Genomic DNA, 13,763 nt, shown 5'->3' with positions numbered 1-13,763 from the left:
TCAATTTGATCTACATCTCTTTAACCAACAATATGTAAGATCTCAACTATCGCATCCGTGGATTAATTCAATTATAACTTCTCTCTAACGCTGTGTATCGTAACGGTAACACTGTAGAGGGGAGCACATTGATGAGCACGTCAGACGATATCCATAACACGACAGCCACAGGCAAATGCCCGTTCCATCAGGGCGGTCATGACCAGAGCGCAGGTGGGGGCACAACCACTCGCGACTGGTGGCCAAATCAACTCCGTGTTGACCTGTTAAACCAACATTCTAATCGTTCTAACCCACTGGGTGAGGACTTTGACTACCGCAAAGAATTCAGCAAATTAGATTACTACGGCCTGAAAAAAGATCTGAAAGCCCTGCTGACAGAATCTCAGCCGTGGTGGCCTGCCGACTGGGGCAGCTATGCGGGCTTATTTATTCGTATGGCCTGGCACGGCGCGGGGACTTACCGTTCCATCGACGGACGCGGCGGCGCAGGTCGTGGTCAGCAACGTTTTGCACCGCTGAACTCCTGGCCGGATAACGTTAGCCTCGATAAAGCGCGTCGCCTGTTGTGGCCAATCAAACAGAAATATGGTCAGAAAATCTCCTGGGCAGACCTGTTTATCCTCGCGGGTAACGTGGCGCTGGAAAATTCCGGCTTCCGTACCTTCGGTTTTGGTGCCGGTCGTGAAGACGTCTGGGAACCGGATCTCGACGTTAACTGGGGTGATGAAAAAGCCTGGCTGACCCACCGTCATCCGGAAGCACTGGCGAAAGCACCGCTGGGCGCAACCGAGATGGGGCTGATTTACGTTAACCCGGAAGGCCCGGATCACAGCGGCGAACCGCTTTCTGCGGCGGCAGCTATCCGCGCGACCTTTGGCAACATGGGGATGAACGACGAAGAAACCGTGGCGCTGATTGCGGGTGGTCATACGCTGGGTAAAACCCACGGTGCTGGTCCGACATCAAATGTAGGTCCTGATCCAGAAGCTGCACCGATTGAAGAACAAGGTTTAGGTTGGGCGAGCACTTACGGCAGCGGCGTTGGCGCAGATGCCATTACCTCTGGTCTGGAAGTAGTCTGGACCCAGACGCCGACCCAGTGGAGCAACTATTTCTTCGAGAACCTGTTCAAGTATGAGTGGGTACAGACCCGCAGCCCGGCTGGCGCAATCCAGTTCGAAGCTGTAGACGCACCGGAAATTATCCCGGATCCGTTTGATCCGTCGAAGAAACGTAAGCCGACGATGCTGGTGACTGACCTGACGCTGCGTTTTGATCCGGAGTTCGAGAAGATTTCTCGTCGCTTCCTCAACGATCCGCAGGCGTTTAACGAAGCCTTTGCCCGTGCCTGGTTCAAACTGACGCACAGGGATATGGGGCCGAAATCTCGCTACATCGGGCCGGAAGTGCCGAAAGAAGATCTGATCTGGCAAGATCCGCTGCCGCAGCCGATCTACAACCCGACCGAACAAGACATTATCAGTCTGAAATTTGCGATTGCGGATTCTGGTCTGTCTGTCAGTGAGCTGGTATCGGTGGCCTGGGCGTCTGCTTCTACTTTCCGTGGTGGCGACAAACGCGGTGGCGCCAACGGTGCGCGTCTGGCATTAGCACCACAGCGCGACTGGGATGTGAACGCTGCAGCCGTTCGTGCTCTGCCAGTTCTGGAGAAAATCCAGAAAGAGTCTGGCAAAGCTTCGCTGGCGGATATCATCGTGCTGGCAGGTGTGGTTGGCGTAGAGAAAGCCGCAAGCGCCGCTGGGCTGAGCATTCATGTACCATTTGCGCCGGGTCGCGTCGATGCGCGTCAGGATCAGACCGACATTGAGATGTTCGAGCTGTTGGAGCCGATTGCTGACGGCTTCCGTAACTACCGCGCTCGTCTGGATGTTTCCACCACCGAGTCACTGCTGATTGATAAAGCACAGCAACTGACGCTGACCGCGCCGGAAATGACTGCGCTGGTGGGTGGGATGCGCGTACTGGGTGCCAACTTTGATGGCAGCAAAAACGGCGTCTTTACTGACCGCGTGGGCGTATTGAGCAATGACTTCTTTGTGAACTTGCTGGATATGCGTTACGAGTGGAAAGCGACCGACGAATCGAAAGAACTTTTCGAAGGCCGTGACCGTGAAACCGGCGAAGTGAAATACACTGCCAGCCGTGCGGATCTGGTATTTGGTTCTAACTCTGTCCTGCGCGCGGTGGCAGAAGTTTACGCCAGCAGCGATGCCCACGAGAAGTTTGTTAAAGACTTCGTGGCGGCATGGGTGAAAGTCATGAACCTCGACCGTTTCGACCTGCTGTAATCTGACCTCCTTCAGCGACTGCCTTTCAGGCAGTCGCTGAAGTTTCTTTACCGGCGTATAGTGTCGCTAACAAAACTACTACACGCTGGATCTCTCATGCCTACTACGGGAAAGAGCAACCCACTGGCAATCAGTGGCCTGGTTGTGCTCACACTTATCTGGAGTTATAGCTGGATTTTCATGAAGCAAGTTACCAGCTACATCGGTGCCTTCGACTTTACCGCCTTACGCTGCATTTTCGGCGCTCTCGTTCTGTTCATCGTCCTTTTATTACGTGGTCGTGGGATGCGCCCGACGCCGTTTAAATACACTTTAGCCATTGCCCTGTTACAAACCTGCGGGATGGTAGGGCTGGCGCAATGGGCACTGGTCAGCGGCGGTGCGGGAAAAGTGGCTATCCTGAGTTATACCATGCCGTTCTGGGTGGTGATTCTCGCGGCGTTGTTTCTCGGTGAACGACTGCGACGCGGGCAATATTTCGCGATTCTGATTGCTGCCGTTGGTTTATTGCTGGTGTTGCAGCCGTGGCAACTCGATTTCTCGTCGATGAAAAGCGCCATCCTGGCAATCCTCTCCGGCGTCAGTTGGGGGGCGAGCGCGATTGTTGCTAAACGCCTTTATGCCCGCCATCCGCGCGTGGATTTATTGTCATTAACGTCCTGGCAGATGCTTTATGCGGCGCTGGTGATGAGTGTGGTCGCTTTACTGGTGCCGCAACGTGAAATTGACTGGCAACCCACCGTGTTCTGGGCGCTGGTATACAGTGCGATTCTGGCGACGGCGCTGGCCTGGAGCTTATGGTTGTTCGTGCTGAAAAACTTACCCGCCAGTATCGCCAGCTTAAGCACACTGGCGGTTCCCGTTTGCGGGGTACTCTTTTCCTGGTGGCTGCTCGGTGAGAATCCCGGCGCGGTTGAAGGTAGCGGTATTGTGCTGATTGTGCTGGCACTGGCGCTGGTGAGCCGTAAGAAAAAAGAAGCCGTCAGCGTAAATAGGGTCTGAATTTTTTCTTCACGTGGGGCGATCGCTTATTGAACAAAATAACGATAGTGCCCCACCATCCGCCAGCTAAACAGCACGTCTTCTTCCTGCGCACCTGCGCCGATGTTATGAATCACCAGCGGCGTACCGTCGCGGGCAAAACCATCTGAAACCACACCGATATGTGCCAGCCCGTTATCTAATCGCCAGGAGACAATATCGCCCGCTTGATAGTCACTGGCGTTTTTGCTGGTGGGGCGTGTTTTATCATGGCGGGTAAACCAGGTTTCCAGGTTCGGCACCCGACGGTGATCGATGTTGCTGTCAGGGCGTTTTAACTGCCACTTTTGTGGATAATCGGCAAAATTCTTCGCCATATCTTCGTGCACCAGCTTCTGCAAATCGACCTTCTGGCTGCGCAGGGCGCGGATCACTACATCGGAGCATACGCCGCGCTCCTGCGGGACATCGCCGCCAGGATAGGTAAGCTGCACATATGCCGGATCGTAAAACAGCGTACTGCCAATTTGCTGTCGGGCGCCATCCGCGATGGCAAGGTTGGTGTTGGCCTGAATTTGTACCACGGTTGGTGGAACAGCGGGAGATTTTAAGGAGTGGCTGGTAAAGGCTGTCAGAAGGCTGACCAGCGCCAGTGAAGCTTTCATCTGTTTCGTCCGTGAAAATAAGAGTCACAGATTCGACCTTCCGGGCTGACGATTGTTCTGTGGAGAAAGTGTCCAGAAGCGGATAAAAAACTCCCGAACAACGTGGGAGTTTCAGATTACTGGCACAGAGTGCCGGATGCGGCGTGAACGCCTTACCCGGCCTGAAAAAGCACGCAAATTCAATATATTGCAGAGATTGCGTAGGCCTGATAAGCGTAGCGCATCAGGCAATTTTGCGTTCAAACTCCCGGACAAGCCGGGAGTTTGGCATAGGTTATTCCCACTCTTGCAGGAAACGCTGACCGTACTGGTCGGCTACCAGCAGTGCGGCGTAAACCTGATCTGGCGTTGCGCCGCCTGGCATGTTGTGAATAGTTTCACCTTCTGCACAAGATGCTTCTGCGACAATCCGCATTTTCGCCGGAATATCTTCTTTAATATCCAGTTGCGCCAGGGTAATTGGCAGACCAACGGCATGACACAGCGCCGCGACGGTTTCGATTTCCTCAACCGGCGCGTTTTCCAGCACCAGCTGTGTCAGCGTACCAAACGCCACTTTTTCGCCGTGATAATAGTGATGCGCGTCCGGGATAGCGGTCAGGCCGTTATGCACAGCGTGTGCCGCAGCCAGACCACCGCTTTCAAAGCCCACGCCGCTCAAATAGGTGTTCGCTTCAATCACGCGCTCCAGCGCCGGAGTTACCACATGCTGTTCGGCGGCGAGCATCGCTTTTTCGCCTTCTTCCAGCAGGGTGTTGTAGCACAGTTCAGCCAGCGCCAGCGCCGCCTGGGTGCACTTGCCGCCCGCCATGGTGGTCGCGCCACTGCGAGAGCAGGCACGTGCTTCAAACCAGGTTGCCAGCGCATCACCGATACCCGCCGCTAACAGGCGTGCAGGTGCGCCAGCAACGATTTTGGTGTCGACAATGACGCGTTCCGGGTTGTTCGGCAGCAGCAGATAGCGGTCAAACTCACCATCATCAGTGTAGATAACAGACAGTGCGCTACACGGTGCGTCGGTAGAGGCTATGGTCGGCGCGATTGCTACCGGAACACCCATGAAATGTGCCAGTGCTTTGGCGGTATCGAGAGTTTTTCCGCCACCGATACCGAGAATTGCGCCACACTGCGCAGTCTCCGCGATGCCACGCAGACGGTCGATCTCATTTTGCGAACATTCACCGCCAAACGGCGCAATTTCTACTACCAGTCCAGCATCTTTAAAGCTTTTCTCGACAGTGGATTGAGCAAAGCCTAAAACAAATTTGTCACCCACCACTAACCAGCGTTCCGCCAGCGGCTTCAGGTATTCGCCCAGACGATTAATGACATCTGCGCCCTGGATGTATTTACCCGGTGATTGAATAATGCGGTCCATAATTGCTCCTTTAGAGATGAGTAGTGCCAAATGCGGTATTCCAGTCGTGTTCGAACTTCTCTATAGCTGACTCTACCGCAGGCGTGTTGAGCATTTGTTGCGCTACATCTAAGGGCAGGGTGATGGATTCACATCCTGCCAGCAAACAATCCAGCGCCTGACGCGGTGTTTTAAAGCTGGCAGCCAGCACCATGCTTTCTGGCGCGTGCATTTCCAGCAATGCTTGCAACTCCTGAACCGTGCGAATACCGTCACCGCCCTGGGCGTCTACGCGGTTAACATACGGAGCAACGTATTTGGCGCCTGCCAGCGCGGCTAATAACCCTTGTGCGGCGCTATATACAGCGGTGCCAAGCGTAGTAATACCTTCTTTTTTCAGTATTTTAATTGCTGCCAGACCTTCGGCGGTCACCGGGATTTTCACCACAATGCCCGGAATGGCGTCGCGCAGACGCTTCGCTTCTTCCACCATACCCTGCGCGTCACGGCTCATGGTCTGAGCAAACAGAATGCCCTCATCACCAATCGCTTTTTGCAGACGCGGCAGCACTTCCCAGATGGACTCCTTGCTGGCAGCGATAATGCTCGGGTTAGTTGTCACCCCGGCAATCGGGAATATGCGTGCCAGACGTTCAACTTCTGCGACGTTAGCGGTGTCCAGATACAGTTCCATGATGTTTCCTTTTAAAGTTCCAGTTCATGTTGCAGCAGGCTGGCGATAGCGTCGGCAGAGGCGGCGTTAACCAGCGCGTTACGGAATTCTTCGTGCATGATGCGGCGAGCGAGGCGCGAGAAAATGCGCATGTGCTGATCGCCCGCAGCGTGTTTGTTCAGGGTTAACATAATGATGAATTGCGCTTCATCATCGCCCCAGCGTACCGGTGCTGCCAGACGCGCCACGCTGATGGTGGACTGCTCAATATGTTCCGATTTGCTGTGCGGAATAGCGAAACTAAAGCCCAGACCGGTAGAGAAAACGGCCTCGCGCGCCCACAAGTCGGCTTCCAGTTTACGCGGATAGCGGCAGCGGCCTGCCAGCAGCAGGTTATCGGTCATGCCTTTCAGCACTTCTTCTTTGCTGCGCCAGTCGCTTTCCAGCGTGATGCACTCAGCGGTGACCAGTGGTGCGTCCTGTTGTGTCATGCGGAATTGTGCCAGCAGGTGTTCCACTTCCAGCGAAGTACGGCAGGCCATCGCCTGGTTGAGTAACTGACGGCATTCACGGCTATCAAGTTGCGCCATCCGCGCTTTTGCTGCCGGAATTGACGGCGCGCTCATGCTGAGTTCATCTAGCCCTAAACCGACCAGCAGCGGCAGCACGGAACCTTTCGCCCCCAGTTCACCGCACAGACCGATCCATTTGCCCTGGCGATGCACCGCCTGCACGGCGTAATCGAGCGCCCGCAAGAATGCCGGATTCAGGCTGTTGTAGTGACGGGTGACTTTGGCGTTATCGCGATCCACTGCCAGCAGATATTGCGTCAGGTCATTACTACCAATACTAAAGAAATCAATCTCTTCGCAGCACTGATCGATGATGAACATCACCGACGGTACTTCCAGCATGATGCCGAGCTGGATCTTCTCATCAAACGGGATGTGTTCGTTACGCAGTTGCTGTTTAGCTTCTGCCAGTTTTTCTTTCACCCATAAGATCTCTTCCATTGAGGAGATCATCGGGATCATGATTTTCAGGCTGCCGTGAGCAGAGGCGCGCAGGATCGACCGTAGCTGCGTGGTAAACAGCGAGGCGTACTCTTCATAAATACGCACGGCGCGATAACCGAGGAACGGGTTAGCTTCTGCGGGAATGTTCAGATAATCAACGGGTTTGTCGCCGCCAATGTCCATGGTACGCACAATAATGCTGCGTCCGTTGGCGGACTCCAGCGCCTGACAAAAAATGTTGTACAGCTCGCTTTCGCCCGGTGCGCTGGTGCGGTCCATATAGAGCATTTCAGTGCGGAACAGGCCAACACCTTCCGCGCCATTGCCAAATGCGGCCTGCGCTTCCACGGAGTGGGCGATGTTAGCGGCAATTTCAATGCGGATACCGTCAGCGGTGCGGGCTTGCTGGGTCAGCCAGACACGTTGCTGCTCACGCAGGGCGTCCTGTACGCGGGCTTCTTGCTGATAATAACGAGCTACGGCTTCCCCTGGCTCAACCACAATCGCCCCGGCGTTGCCGTCGATATAAATCGTTTGATGCTGCCACGGAGTAAGCGTGTCGATGTCCACGCCAACCAGCGTCGGAATGTTGAACGAACGGGCAAGAATTACCGTATGTGACGTGGTGCCGCCGCTTTTGAGTAACAAACCTTTGAGGTGATTTTTATCCAGTTCGAGGAACTGGCTGGGGGTCAGTTCATCCGCCATACAAATGGCGGGCTGCGTCAGCTTGCCCGGTGCCGGGAAGCGTTGTTCACCGTAAATTTGCTGGAGTAACTGGAAGCAGACGTCGCGCACATCCAGGGCTCGCTCTTGCAGGTAGCTGCTGCTGGAACGCGCGAACTCTTCGCAAAAGTGATTCGCACTGGCAACAATCGCTTCGGCGCAGCTTAATCCCTCGCTGACGCCCGCCAGTAGGTGTTGACGCAGCGAAGTGTCACCTGCCAGTGAGCGGTGTGCCTCCAGAATCGCGCTGGTGGCGCCGTCGCTATCAAGCAGACGAAACTCAATGTTTTTCATCACCAGCGTCAGGCCGTTTTCCAGCGCGGATTGCTCGGCGTCAACGTCTTTGGCTGCGGGAAGATTACCCAGCGCGTTGAGATCTAAAGAAGAGATCGGCGTCAGAATGCCACCTGCGCTACCGCTGCATACGGTGCGGGCGCGGATAATTCGCGGATTCAGGTTGGTCAGTGAAACCGGCAGCGGCTCCAGTTCGTCAGATTTAACTTCCGCCAGTGGCGCGTCACAGTGGGGAAATTCATCGCGCAGCCATTGGCTTAAACGCTGGTGCGCTTCCTGTTCGTCTGCTCCGGAAATCAGTAACTGGCAGTTATCGCCCACCAGCGTATCGGTGCCAATTAGCGCCAGGGCGCTTTTGGCGTTGCCTTTGCGATCGGTGCGCAGGTTATGCCACTCAATTTGTGATGAAAAAGTATTACACAGCGTTTCAACGTGGCTTGCCGGACGTGCATGTACGCCGTTAGGTAGCTCACAAATAAATTCTACAATCAGGGCCATTGCCTTTCTCCCGGTACGGTTTTCTGTTTACAGGATAAGAGCGCATGGCAACGGCCTGCCATGTGACAAATCTGCCAAAAGCTGGACAAATGTAATGTAACCGCTAATTTGCGACGCGTCTCACAAGACGCGCCACTCCGGCATGATTCCGAGTTAACGCAAGTTATGAGGCGGATCGCATTTTTGTACAGACATTACAAAAATCCAGTAAATGGCCTTTTTATCCACTGTTTGCCCTGCCTGCGATTGCCTATTGTTTCTGCCATCAAAAATATGGACATGGGCTTTACTAAGCCCGGGAGCGACTTATGAATGAGTTGGTGCAGATCCTGAAAAATACCCGTCAGCACTTAATGACGGGCGTTTCACACATGATTCCCTTCGTGGTATCGGGCGGTATTTTGCTGGCGGTTTCCGTCATGTTGTATGGCAAAGGCGCAGTGCCGGATGCCGTAGCCGATCCGAATCTGAAAAAACTGTTTGATATCGGCGTCGCGGGTTTGACGCTGATGGTGCCTTTCCTCGCGGCGTACATCGGTTACTCCATTGCTGAACGCTCTGCGCTGGCTCCGTGTGCTATCGGTGCCTGGGTCGGCAACAGTTTTGGCGCGGGCTTCTTTGGTGCGCTGATCGCCGGGATTATCGGCGGCATCGTGGTGCATTACCTGAAGAAAATTCCGGTGCATAAAGTTCTGCGTTCCGTCATGCCAATCTTCATCATCCCGATCGTCGGCACACTGATTACCGCTGGCGTCATGATGTGGGGGCTGGGCGAGCCAGTGGGTGCATTGACCAATAGTCTGACCCAGTGGCTTCAGGGGATGCAGCAGGGCAGCATTGTTATGCTGGCGGTGATCATGGGACTGATGCTGGCGTTCGATATGGGCGGTCCGGTTAACAAAGTGGCCTATGCGTTCATGCTGATTTGCGTTGCTCAGGGGGTTTATACCGTGGTGGCCATTGCCGCTGTGGGTATTTGTATCCCGCCGCTGGGTATGGGGCTGGCGACGCTGATTGGTCGTAAAAATTTCTCCGCTGAAGAGCGCGAAACCGGCAAAGCGGCGCTGGTGATGGGGTGCGTTGGCGTCACCGAAGGGGCGATTCCTTTCGCTGCTGCCGATCCGTTACGCGTGATCCCTTCCATCATGGTCGGTTCAGTTTGTGGCACGGTGACCGCAGCAATGGTCGGCGCGCAGTGCTATGCAGGTTGGGGTGGTCTGATTGTGCTGCCGGTGGTTGAAGGTAAGTTGGGTTATATCGCGGCAGTGGCTGTCGGGGCGGTTGTGACGGCAGTCTGCGTGAACGTACTGAAAAGTCTGGCGCGTAAAAATGGGTCTTCGACTGATGAGAAGGAAGACGACCTGGATCTGGATTTTGAAATTAATTAATTGAGGAACGAGCCATGACGAAAATTATTGCAGTAACCGCATGTCCTTCAGGTGTTGCCCATACCTATATGGCTGCAGAGGCGCTGGAAAGTGCCGCGAAAGCGAAAGGCTGGGAAGTGAAAGTAGAAACCCAGGGCTCGATCGGTCTGGAAAATGAACTGACTGCTGAAGACGTGGCGAGCGCCGATATGGTGATTCTGACCAAAGATATCGGCATCAAGTTTGAAGAGCGTTTTGCTGGCAAGACCATCGTGCGCGTCAACATCAGCGATGCAGTAAAACGCGCTGATGCCATCATGAGCAAAATTGAAGCTCACCTGGCGCAAACCGCTTAAGTTCTTATCCCGCCCGCAAGGGCGGGTTCGCTTTCCTACAGGAGTTCCTCATGACGAATCGTATCTCTCGCCTTAAAACTGCACTGTTTGCCAATACCCGTGAAATCTCGCTGGAGCGTGCGCTGCTTTATACCGCCAGCCATAAGCAAACCGAAGGCGAACCGGTGATTATTCGTCGGGCAAAAGCCACAGCGTATATCCTGGAACACGTTGAAATTTCGATTCGTGATGAAGAACTGATTGCCGGTAACCGCACCGTAAAACCTCGCGCCGGGATTATGTCGCCGGAAATGGACCCTTACTGGCTGCTGAAAGAGCTGAACCAGTTCCCGACGCGACCGCAGGACCGCTTTGCCATTAGCGAAGAAGATAAACGTATCTACCGCGAAGAGTTGTTCCCGTACTGGGAAAAACGTTCGATGAAAGATTTCATCAACGGGCAGATGACGGATGAAGTAAAAGTCGCAACCAGCACGCAGATTTTCAGCATCAACCAGACGGATAAAGGCCAGGGGCACATCATTATTGATTACCCGCGCCTGCTGAATCACGGGCTGGGTGAACTGGTGGCGCAGATGCAGCAACATTGCCAGCAACAGCCGGATAATCACTTTTATCAGGCCGCGCTGTTACTGCTGGAAGCTTCACAAAAACACATTTTGCGTTATGCCGAACTGGCGGAAACGATGGCGGCAAACTGCACCGATGCTCAGCGTCGTGAAGAACTGCTGACTATTGCAGAGATCTCCCGCCATAACGCGCAACATAAGCCGCAGACGTTCTGGCAGGCGTGCCAGTTGTTCTGGTACATGAACATCATTCTGCAATACGAATCCAACGCCAGTTCGCTGTCGTTAGGGCGCTTTGACCAGTATATGTTGCCGTTCTATCAGGCATCATTAACCCAGGGCGAAGATCCGGCGTTCCTGAAAGAATTGCTCGAATCTTTATGGGTGAAGTGCAACGACATCGTGCTGTTACGCTCCACCAGCAGCGCGCGCTATTTTGCGGGATTCCCGACCGGCTATACCGCACTGCTCGGCGGTTTAACCGAGAATGGCCGCAGTGCGGTGAACGTGCTTTCGTTCCTCTGCCTTGACGCCTATCAAAGCGTGCAATTACCGCAACCGAACCTGGGTGTGCGCACTAACGCCTTGATCGACACGCCGTTCCTGATGAAAACCGCAGAAACCATCCGCCTCGGCACCGGTATTCCGCAAATCTTCAACGATGAAGTGGTGGTGCCAGCGTTCCTCAACCGAGGCGTTTCGCTGGAAGATGCGCGCGACTATTCCGTAGTGGGCTGCGTAGAGTTGTCTATTCCTGGCAGAACCTACGGCTTGCATGACATCGCAATGTTTAACCTGCTGAAAGTGATGGAAATCTGCCTGCATGAAAATGAAGGCAATGCTGCGCTGACTTATGACGGTTTACTGGAACAAATCCGCGCCAAGATCAGCCACTACATCACTCTGATGGTTGAAGGCAGCAATATTTGCGATATCGGCCATCGTGACTGGGCACCAGTGCCGCTGCTTTCGTCGTTTATCAGCGATTGTCTGGAAAAAGGCCGCGATATTACCGATGGCGGCGCGCGTTATAACTTCTCCGGCGTACAGGGGATCGGTATCGCTAACCTGAGCGATTCTCTCCATGCGTTGAAAGGGATGATTTTTGAACAACAGCGTTTAAGTTTTGACGAATTGCTGTCGGTATTAAAAGCCAACTTCGCAACGCCCGAAGGCGAAAAAATCCGCGCTCGCTTAATTAACCGCTTTGAGAAATACGGCAACGATATTGACGAGGTGGATAACATCAGCGCCGAACTGCTGCGCCATTACTGCAAAGAAGTGGAAAAATACCAGAACTCGCGCGGTGGCTACTTCACGCCGGGGTCGTATACCGTTTCTGCTCATGTCCCGTTGGGATCGGTGGTTGGCGCGACGCCAGACGGTCGTTTTGCCGGAGAGCAACTGGCAGACGGTGGCTTGTCGCCAATGCTGGGCCAGGACGCACAAGGGCCAACGGCGGTACTGAAGTCAGTCAGTAAGCTCGATAACACGCTGCTTTCTAACGGTACATTGCTGAACGTGAAATTCACTCCAGCGACCCTGGAAGGTGAAGCGGGATTACGCAAACTGGCCGACTTCTTACGGGCATTTACCCAGCTTAAGTTGCAGCATATTCAGTTTAACGTGGTGAATGCCGACACGTTGCGGGAAGCGCAACAACGCCCACAGGACTATGCCGGGCTGGTGGTGCGCGTTGCCGGATACAGCGCCTTCTTTGTCGAACTGTCGAAGGAGATCCAGGATGACATCATCCGCCGGACAGCGCATCAGCTGTAACGTTGTGGAAACGCGCCGCGATGACGTGGCGCGCATTTTCAACATTCAGCGTTATTCGCTGAATGACGGTGAAGGCATTCGCACGGTGGTCTTTTTTAAAGGCTGCCCGCATCTTTGCCCGTGGTGTGCTAATCCGGAGTCGATCTCCGGCAAAATCCAGACGGTACGCAGAGAGGCGAAATGTCTGCACTGCGCGAAATGTTTACGTGATGCGGATGAATGTCCGTCCGGGGCATTTGAACGGATTGGTCGCGATATCAGCCTTGACGCTCTGGAACGGGAAGTGATGAAAGATGACATTTTCTTTCGCACGTCTGGCGGTGGTGTCACGCTTTCTGGTGGCGAAGTGTTAATGCAGGCGGAATTTGCGACCCGTTTTTTACAGCGACTGCGGCTGTGGGGTGTGTCATGCGCCATTGAAACTGCCGGAGACGCGCCAGCAAGCAAGCTGCTACCGCTGGCGAAATTGTGCGATGAAGTGTTGTTCGATTTAAAAATTATGGACGCGACTCAGGCGCGGGATGTGGTGAAGATGAATCTGCCACGTGTGCTGGAGAACCTGCGTTTGCTGGTAAGCGAAGGTGTCAACGTGATCCCGCGTTTACCGCTGATCCCAGGTTTCACGCTCAGCCGGGAGAATATGCAGCAGGCGCTGGACGTGCTGATCCCGCTGAATATCAGGCAAATCCACCTGTTGCCGTTTCATCAGTACGGTGAACCGAAATACCGCCTGCTGGGGAAAACATGGTCGATGAAAGAGGTTTCTGCGCCCTCGTCAGCCGATGTGGCAACGATGCGCGAAATGGCAGAACGAGCCGGATTTGAGGTTACCGTGGGGGGGTAAAATGGCATACCTGGTGGCAGTAACCGCCTGCGTCAGCGGCGTGGCACATACTTATATGGCGGCAGAACGGCTGGAAAAATTATGCCAGCAAGAGAAGTGGGGCGTCAGCATTGAAACCCAGGGGGCGCTGGGAACGGAGAATCGTTTAGCGGACGAGGATATCCGTCGGGCAGATGTCGCGCTGTTGATTACGGATATCGAGCTTGCCGGTGCCGAGCGATTTGAGCATTGTCGCTATGTTCAGTGCGGTATCTACGCGTTCCTGCGAGAGCCGCAGCGGGTAATGAGCGCGGTACGAAAAGTGCTCTCTGCGCCGCAGCAAACCC

Annotated in this window: 11 protein-coding genes; 7 read left to right on the top strand and 4 right to left on the bottom strand. The window is 54.3% G+C overall.

What is annotated here, in order from left to right; translation table 11 throughout:
- Positions 1-131: 131 nt before the first annotated feature.
- On the top strand, positions 132-2,312 hold the full coding sequence (katG, locus tag C3D30_RS14775; RefSeq protein WP_024212599.1) for a catalase/peroxidase HPI: 2,181 nt from the start codon (positions 132-134) through the stop codon (positions 2,310-2,312).
- A 96-nt stretch (positions 2,313-2,408) separates the two neighbouring features.
- On the top strand, positions 2,409-3,314 hold the full coding sequence (gene yijE, locus C3D30_RS14770; RefSeq protein WP_001143321.1) for a cystine transporter YijE: 906 nt from the start codon (positions 2,409-2,411) through the stop codon (positions 3,312-3,314).
- 26 nt (positions 3,315-3,340) lie between these two features.
- Here the strand turns inward: yijE and C3D30_RS14765 are convergent, their stop codons facing one another.
- The 4 genes from C3D30_RS14765 to ptsP form a co-directional block, all read right to left on the bottom strand.
- On the bottom strand, positions 3,341-3,958 hold the full coding sequence (locus C3D30_RS14765; protein WP_000647903.1) for a DUF1287 domain-containing protein: 618 nt from the start codon (positions 3,956-3,958) through the stop codon (positions 3,341-3,343).
- A 274-nt stretch (positions 3,959-4,232) separates the two neighbouring features.
- Positions 4,233-5,336, bottom strand: coding sequence for a bifunctional L-1,2-propanediol dehydrogenase/glycerol dehydrogenase (gene gldA / locus C3D30_RS14760; RefSeq protein WP_000373988.1), 1,104 nt, complete (start codon positions 5,334-5,336; stop codon positions 4,233-4,235).
- Between the two features lie 10 nt (positions 5,337-5,346).
- Positions 5,347-6,009, bottom strand: a complete 663-nt coding sequence (fsa, locus tag C3D30_RS14755; RefSeq protein WP_105287055.1) for a fructose-6-phosphate aldolase — start codon at positions 6,007-6,009, stop codon at positions 5,347-5,349.
- 11 nt (positions 6,010-6,020) lie between these two features.
- On the bottom strand, positions 6,021-8,522 hold the full coding sequence (gene ptsP / locus C3D30_RS14750) for a phosphoenolpyruvate--protein phosphotransferase (RefSeq protein ID WP_016158819.1): 2,502 nt from the start codon (positions 8,520-8,522) through the stop codon (positions 6,021-6,023).
- A 308-nt stretch (positions 8,523-8,830) separates the two neighbouring features.
- Between ptsP and C3D30_RS14745 the strand changes: the two genes are divergently transcribed.
- The 5 genes from C3D30_RS14745 to C3D30_RS14725 all read left to right on the top strand — a co-directional run.
- Entirely contained in the window at positions 8,831-9,910 is a 1,080-nt protein-coding gene (locus C3D30_RS14745; protein WP_001004466.1) for a PTS fructose transporter subunit EIIC, read from the top strand.
- 14 nt (positions 9,911-9,924) lie between these two features.
- Positions 9,925-10,245 (top strand): PTS fructose-like transporter subunit IIB, encoded by a 321-nt coding sequence (locus C3D30_RS14740; RefSeq protein WP_000161265.1) that lies wholly within the window; start codon positions 9,925-9,927, stop codon positions 10,243-10,245.
- A gap of 50 nt (positions 10,246-10,295) precedes the next feature.
- Positions 10,296-12,593 carry a formate C-acetyltransferase gene (locus C3D30_RS14735; protein WP_105287054.1) on the top strand — a complete coding sequence of 766 codons (2,298 nt, stop codon included), beginning with the start codon at positions 10,296-10,298 and terminating at the stop codon, positions 12,591-12,593.
- Complete coding sequence (locus C3D30_RS14730; RefSeq protein WP_000204106.1) at positions 12,559-13,437, top strand: [formate-C-acetyltransferase]-activating enzyme; 879 nt, start codon at positions 12,559-12,561, stop codon at positions 13,435-13,437. Before C3D30_RS14735 ends, C3D30_RS14730 begins: the two co-directional genes overlap by 35 nt.
- 1 nt (position 13,438) lies before the next feature.
- Positions 13,439-13,763 (top strand): PTS fructose-like transporter subunit IIB (locus C3D30_RS14725; protein WP_105287053.1); only part of this gene is annotated, 325 nt, incomplete at its 3' end.

Source organism: Escherichia sp. MOD1-EC5433 (assembly GCF_002966005.1).
GTDB classification, from domain to species: domain Bacteria; phylum Pseudomonadota; class Gammaproteobacteria; order Enterobacterales; family Enterobacteriaceae; genus Escherichia; species Escherichia ruysiae.
Note: the sequence above shows the minus strand (reverse complement) of the source record. Positions and strands in the feature narration are given on the sequence as shown.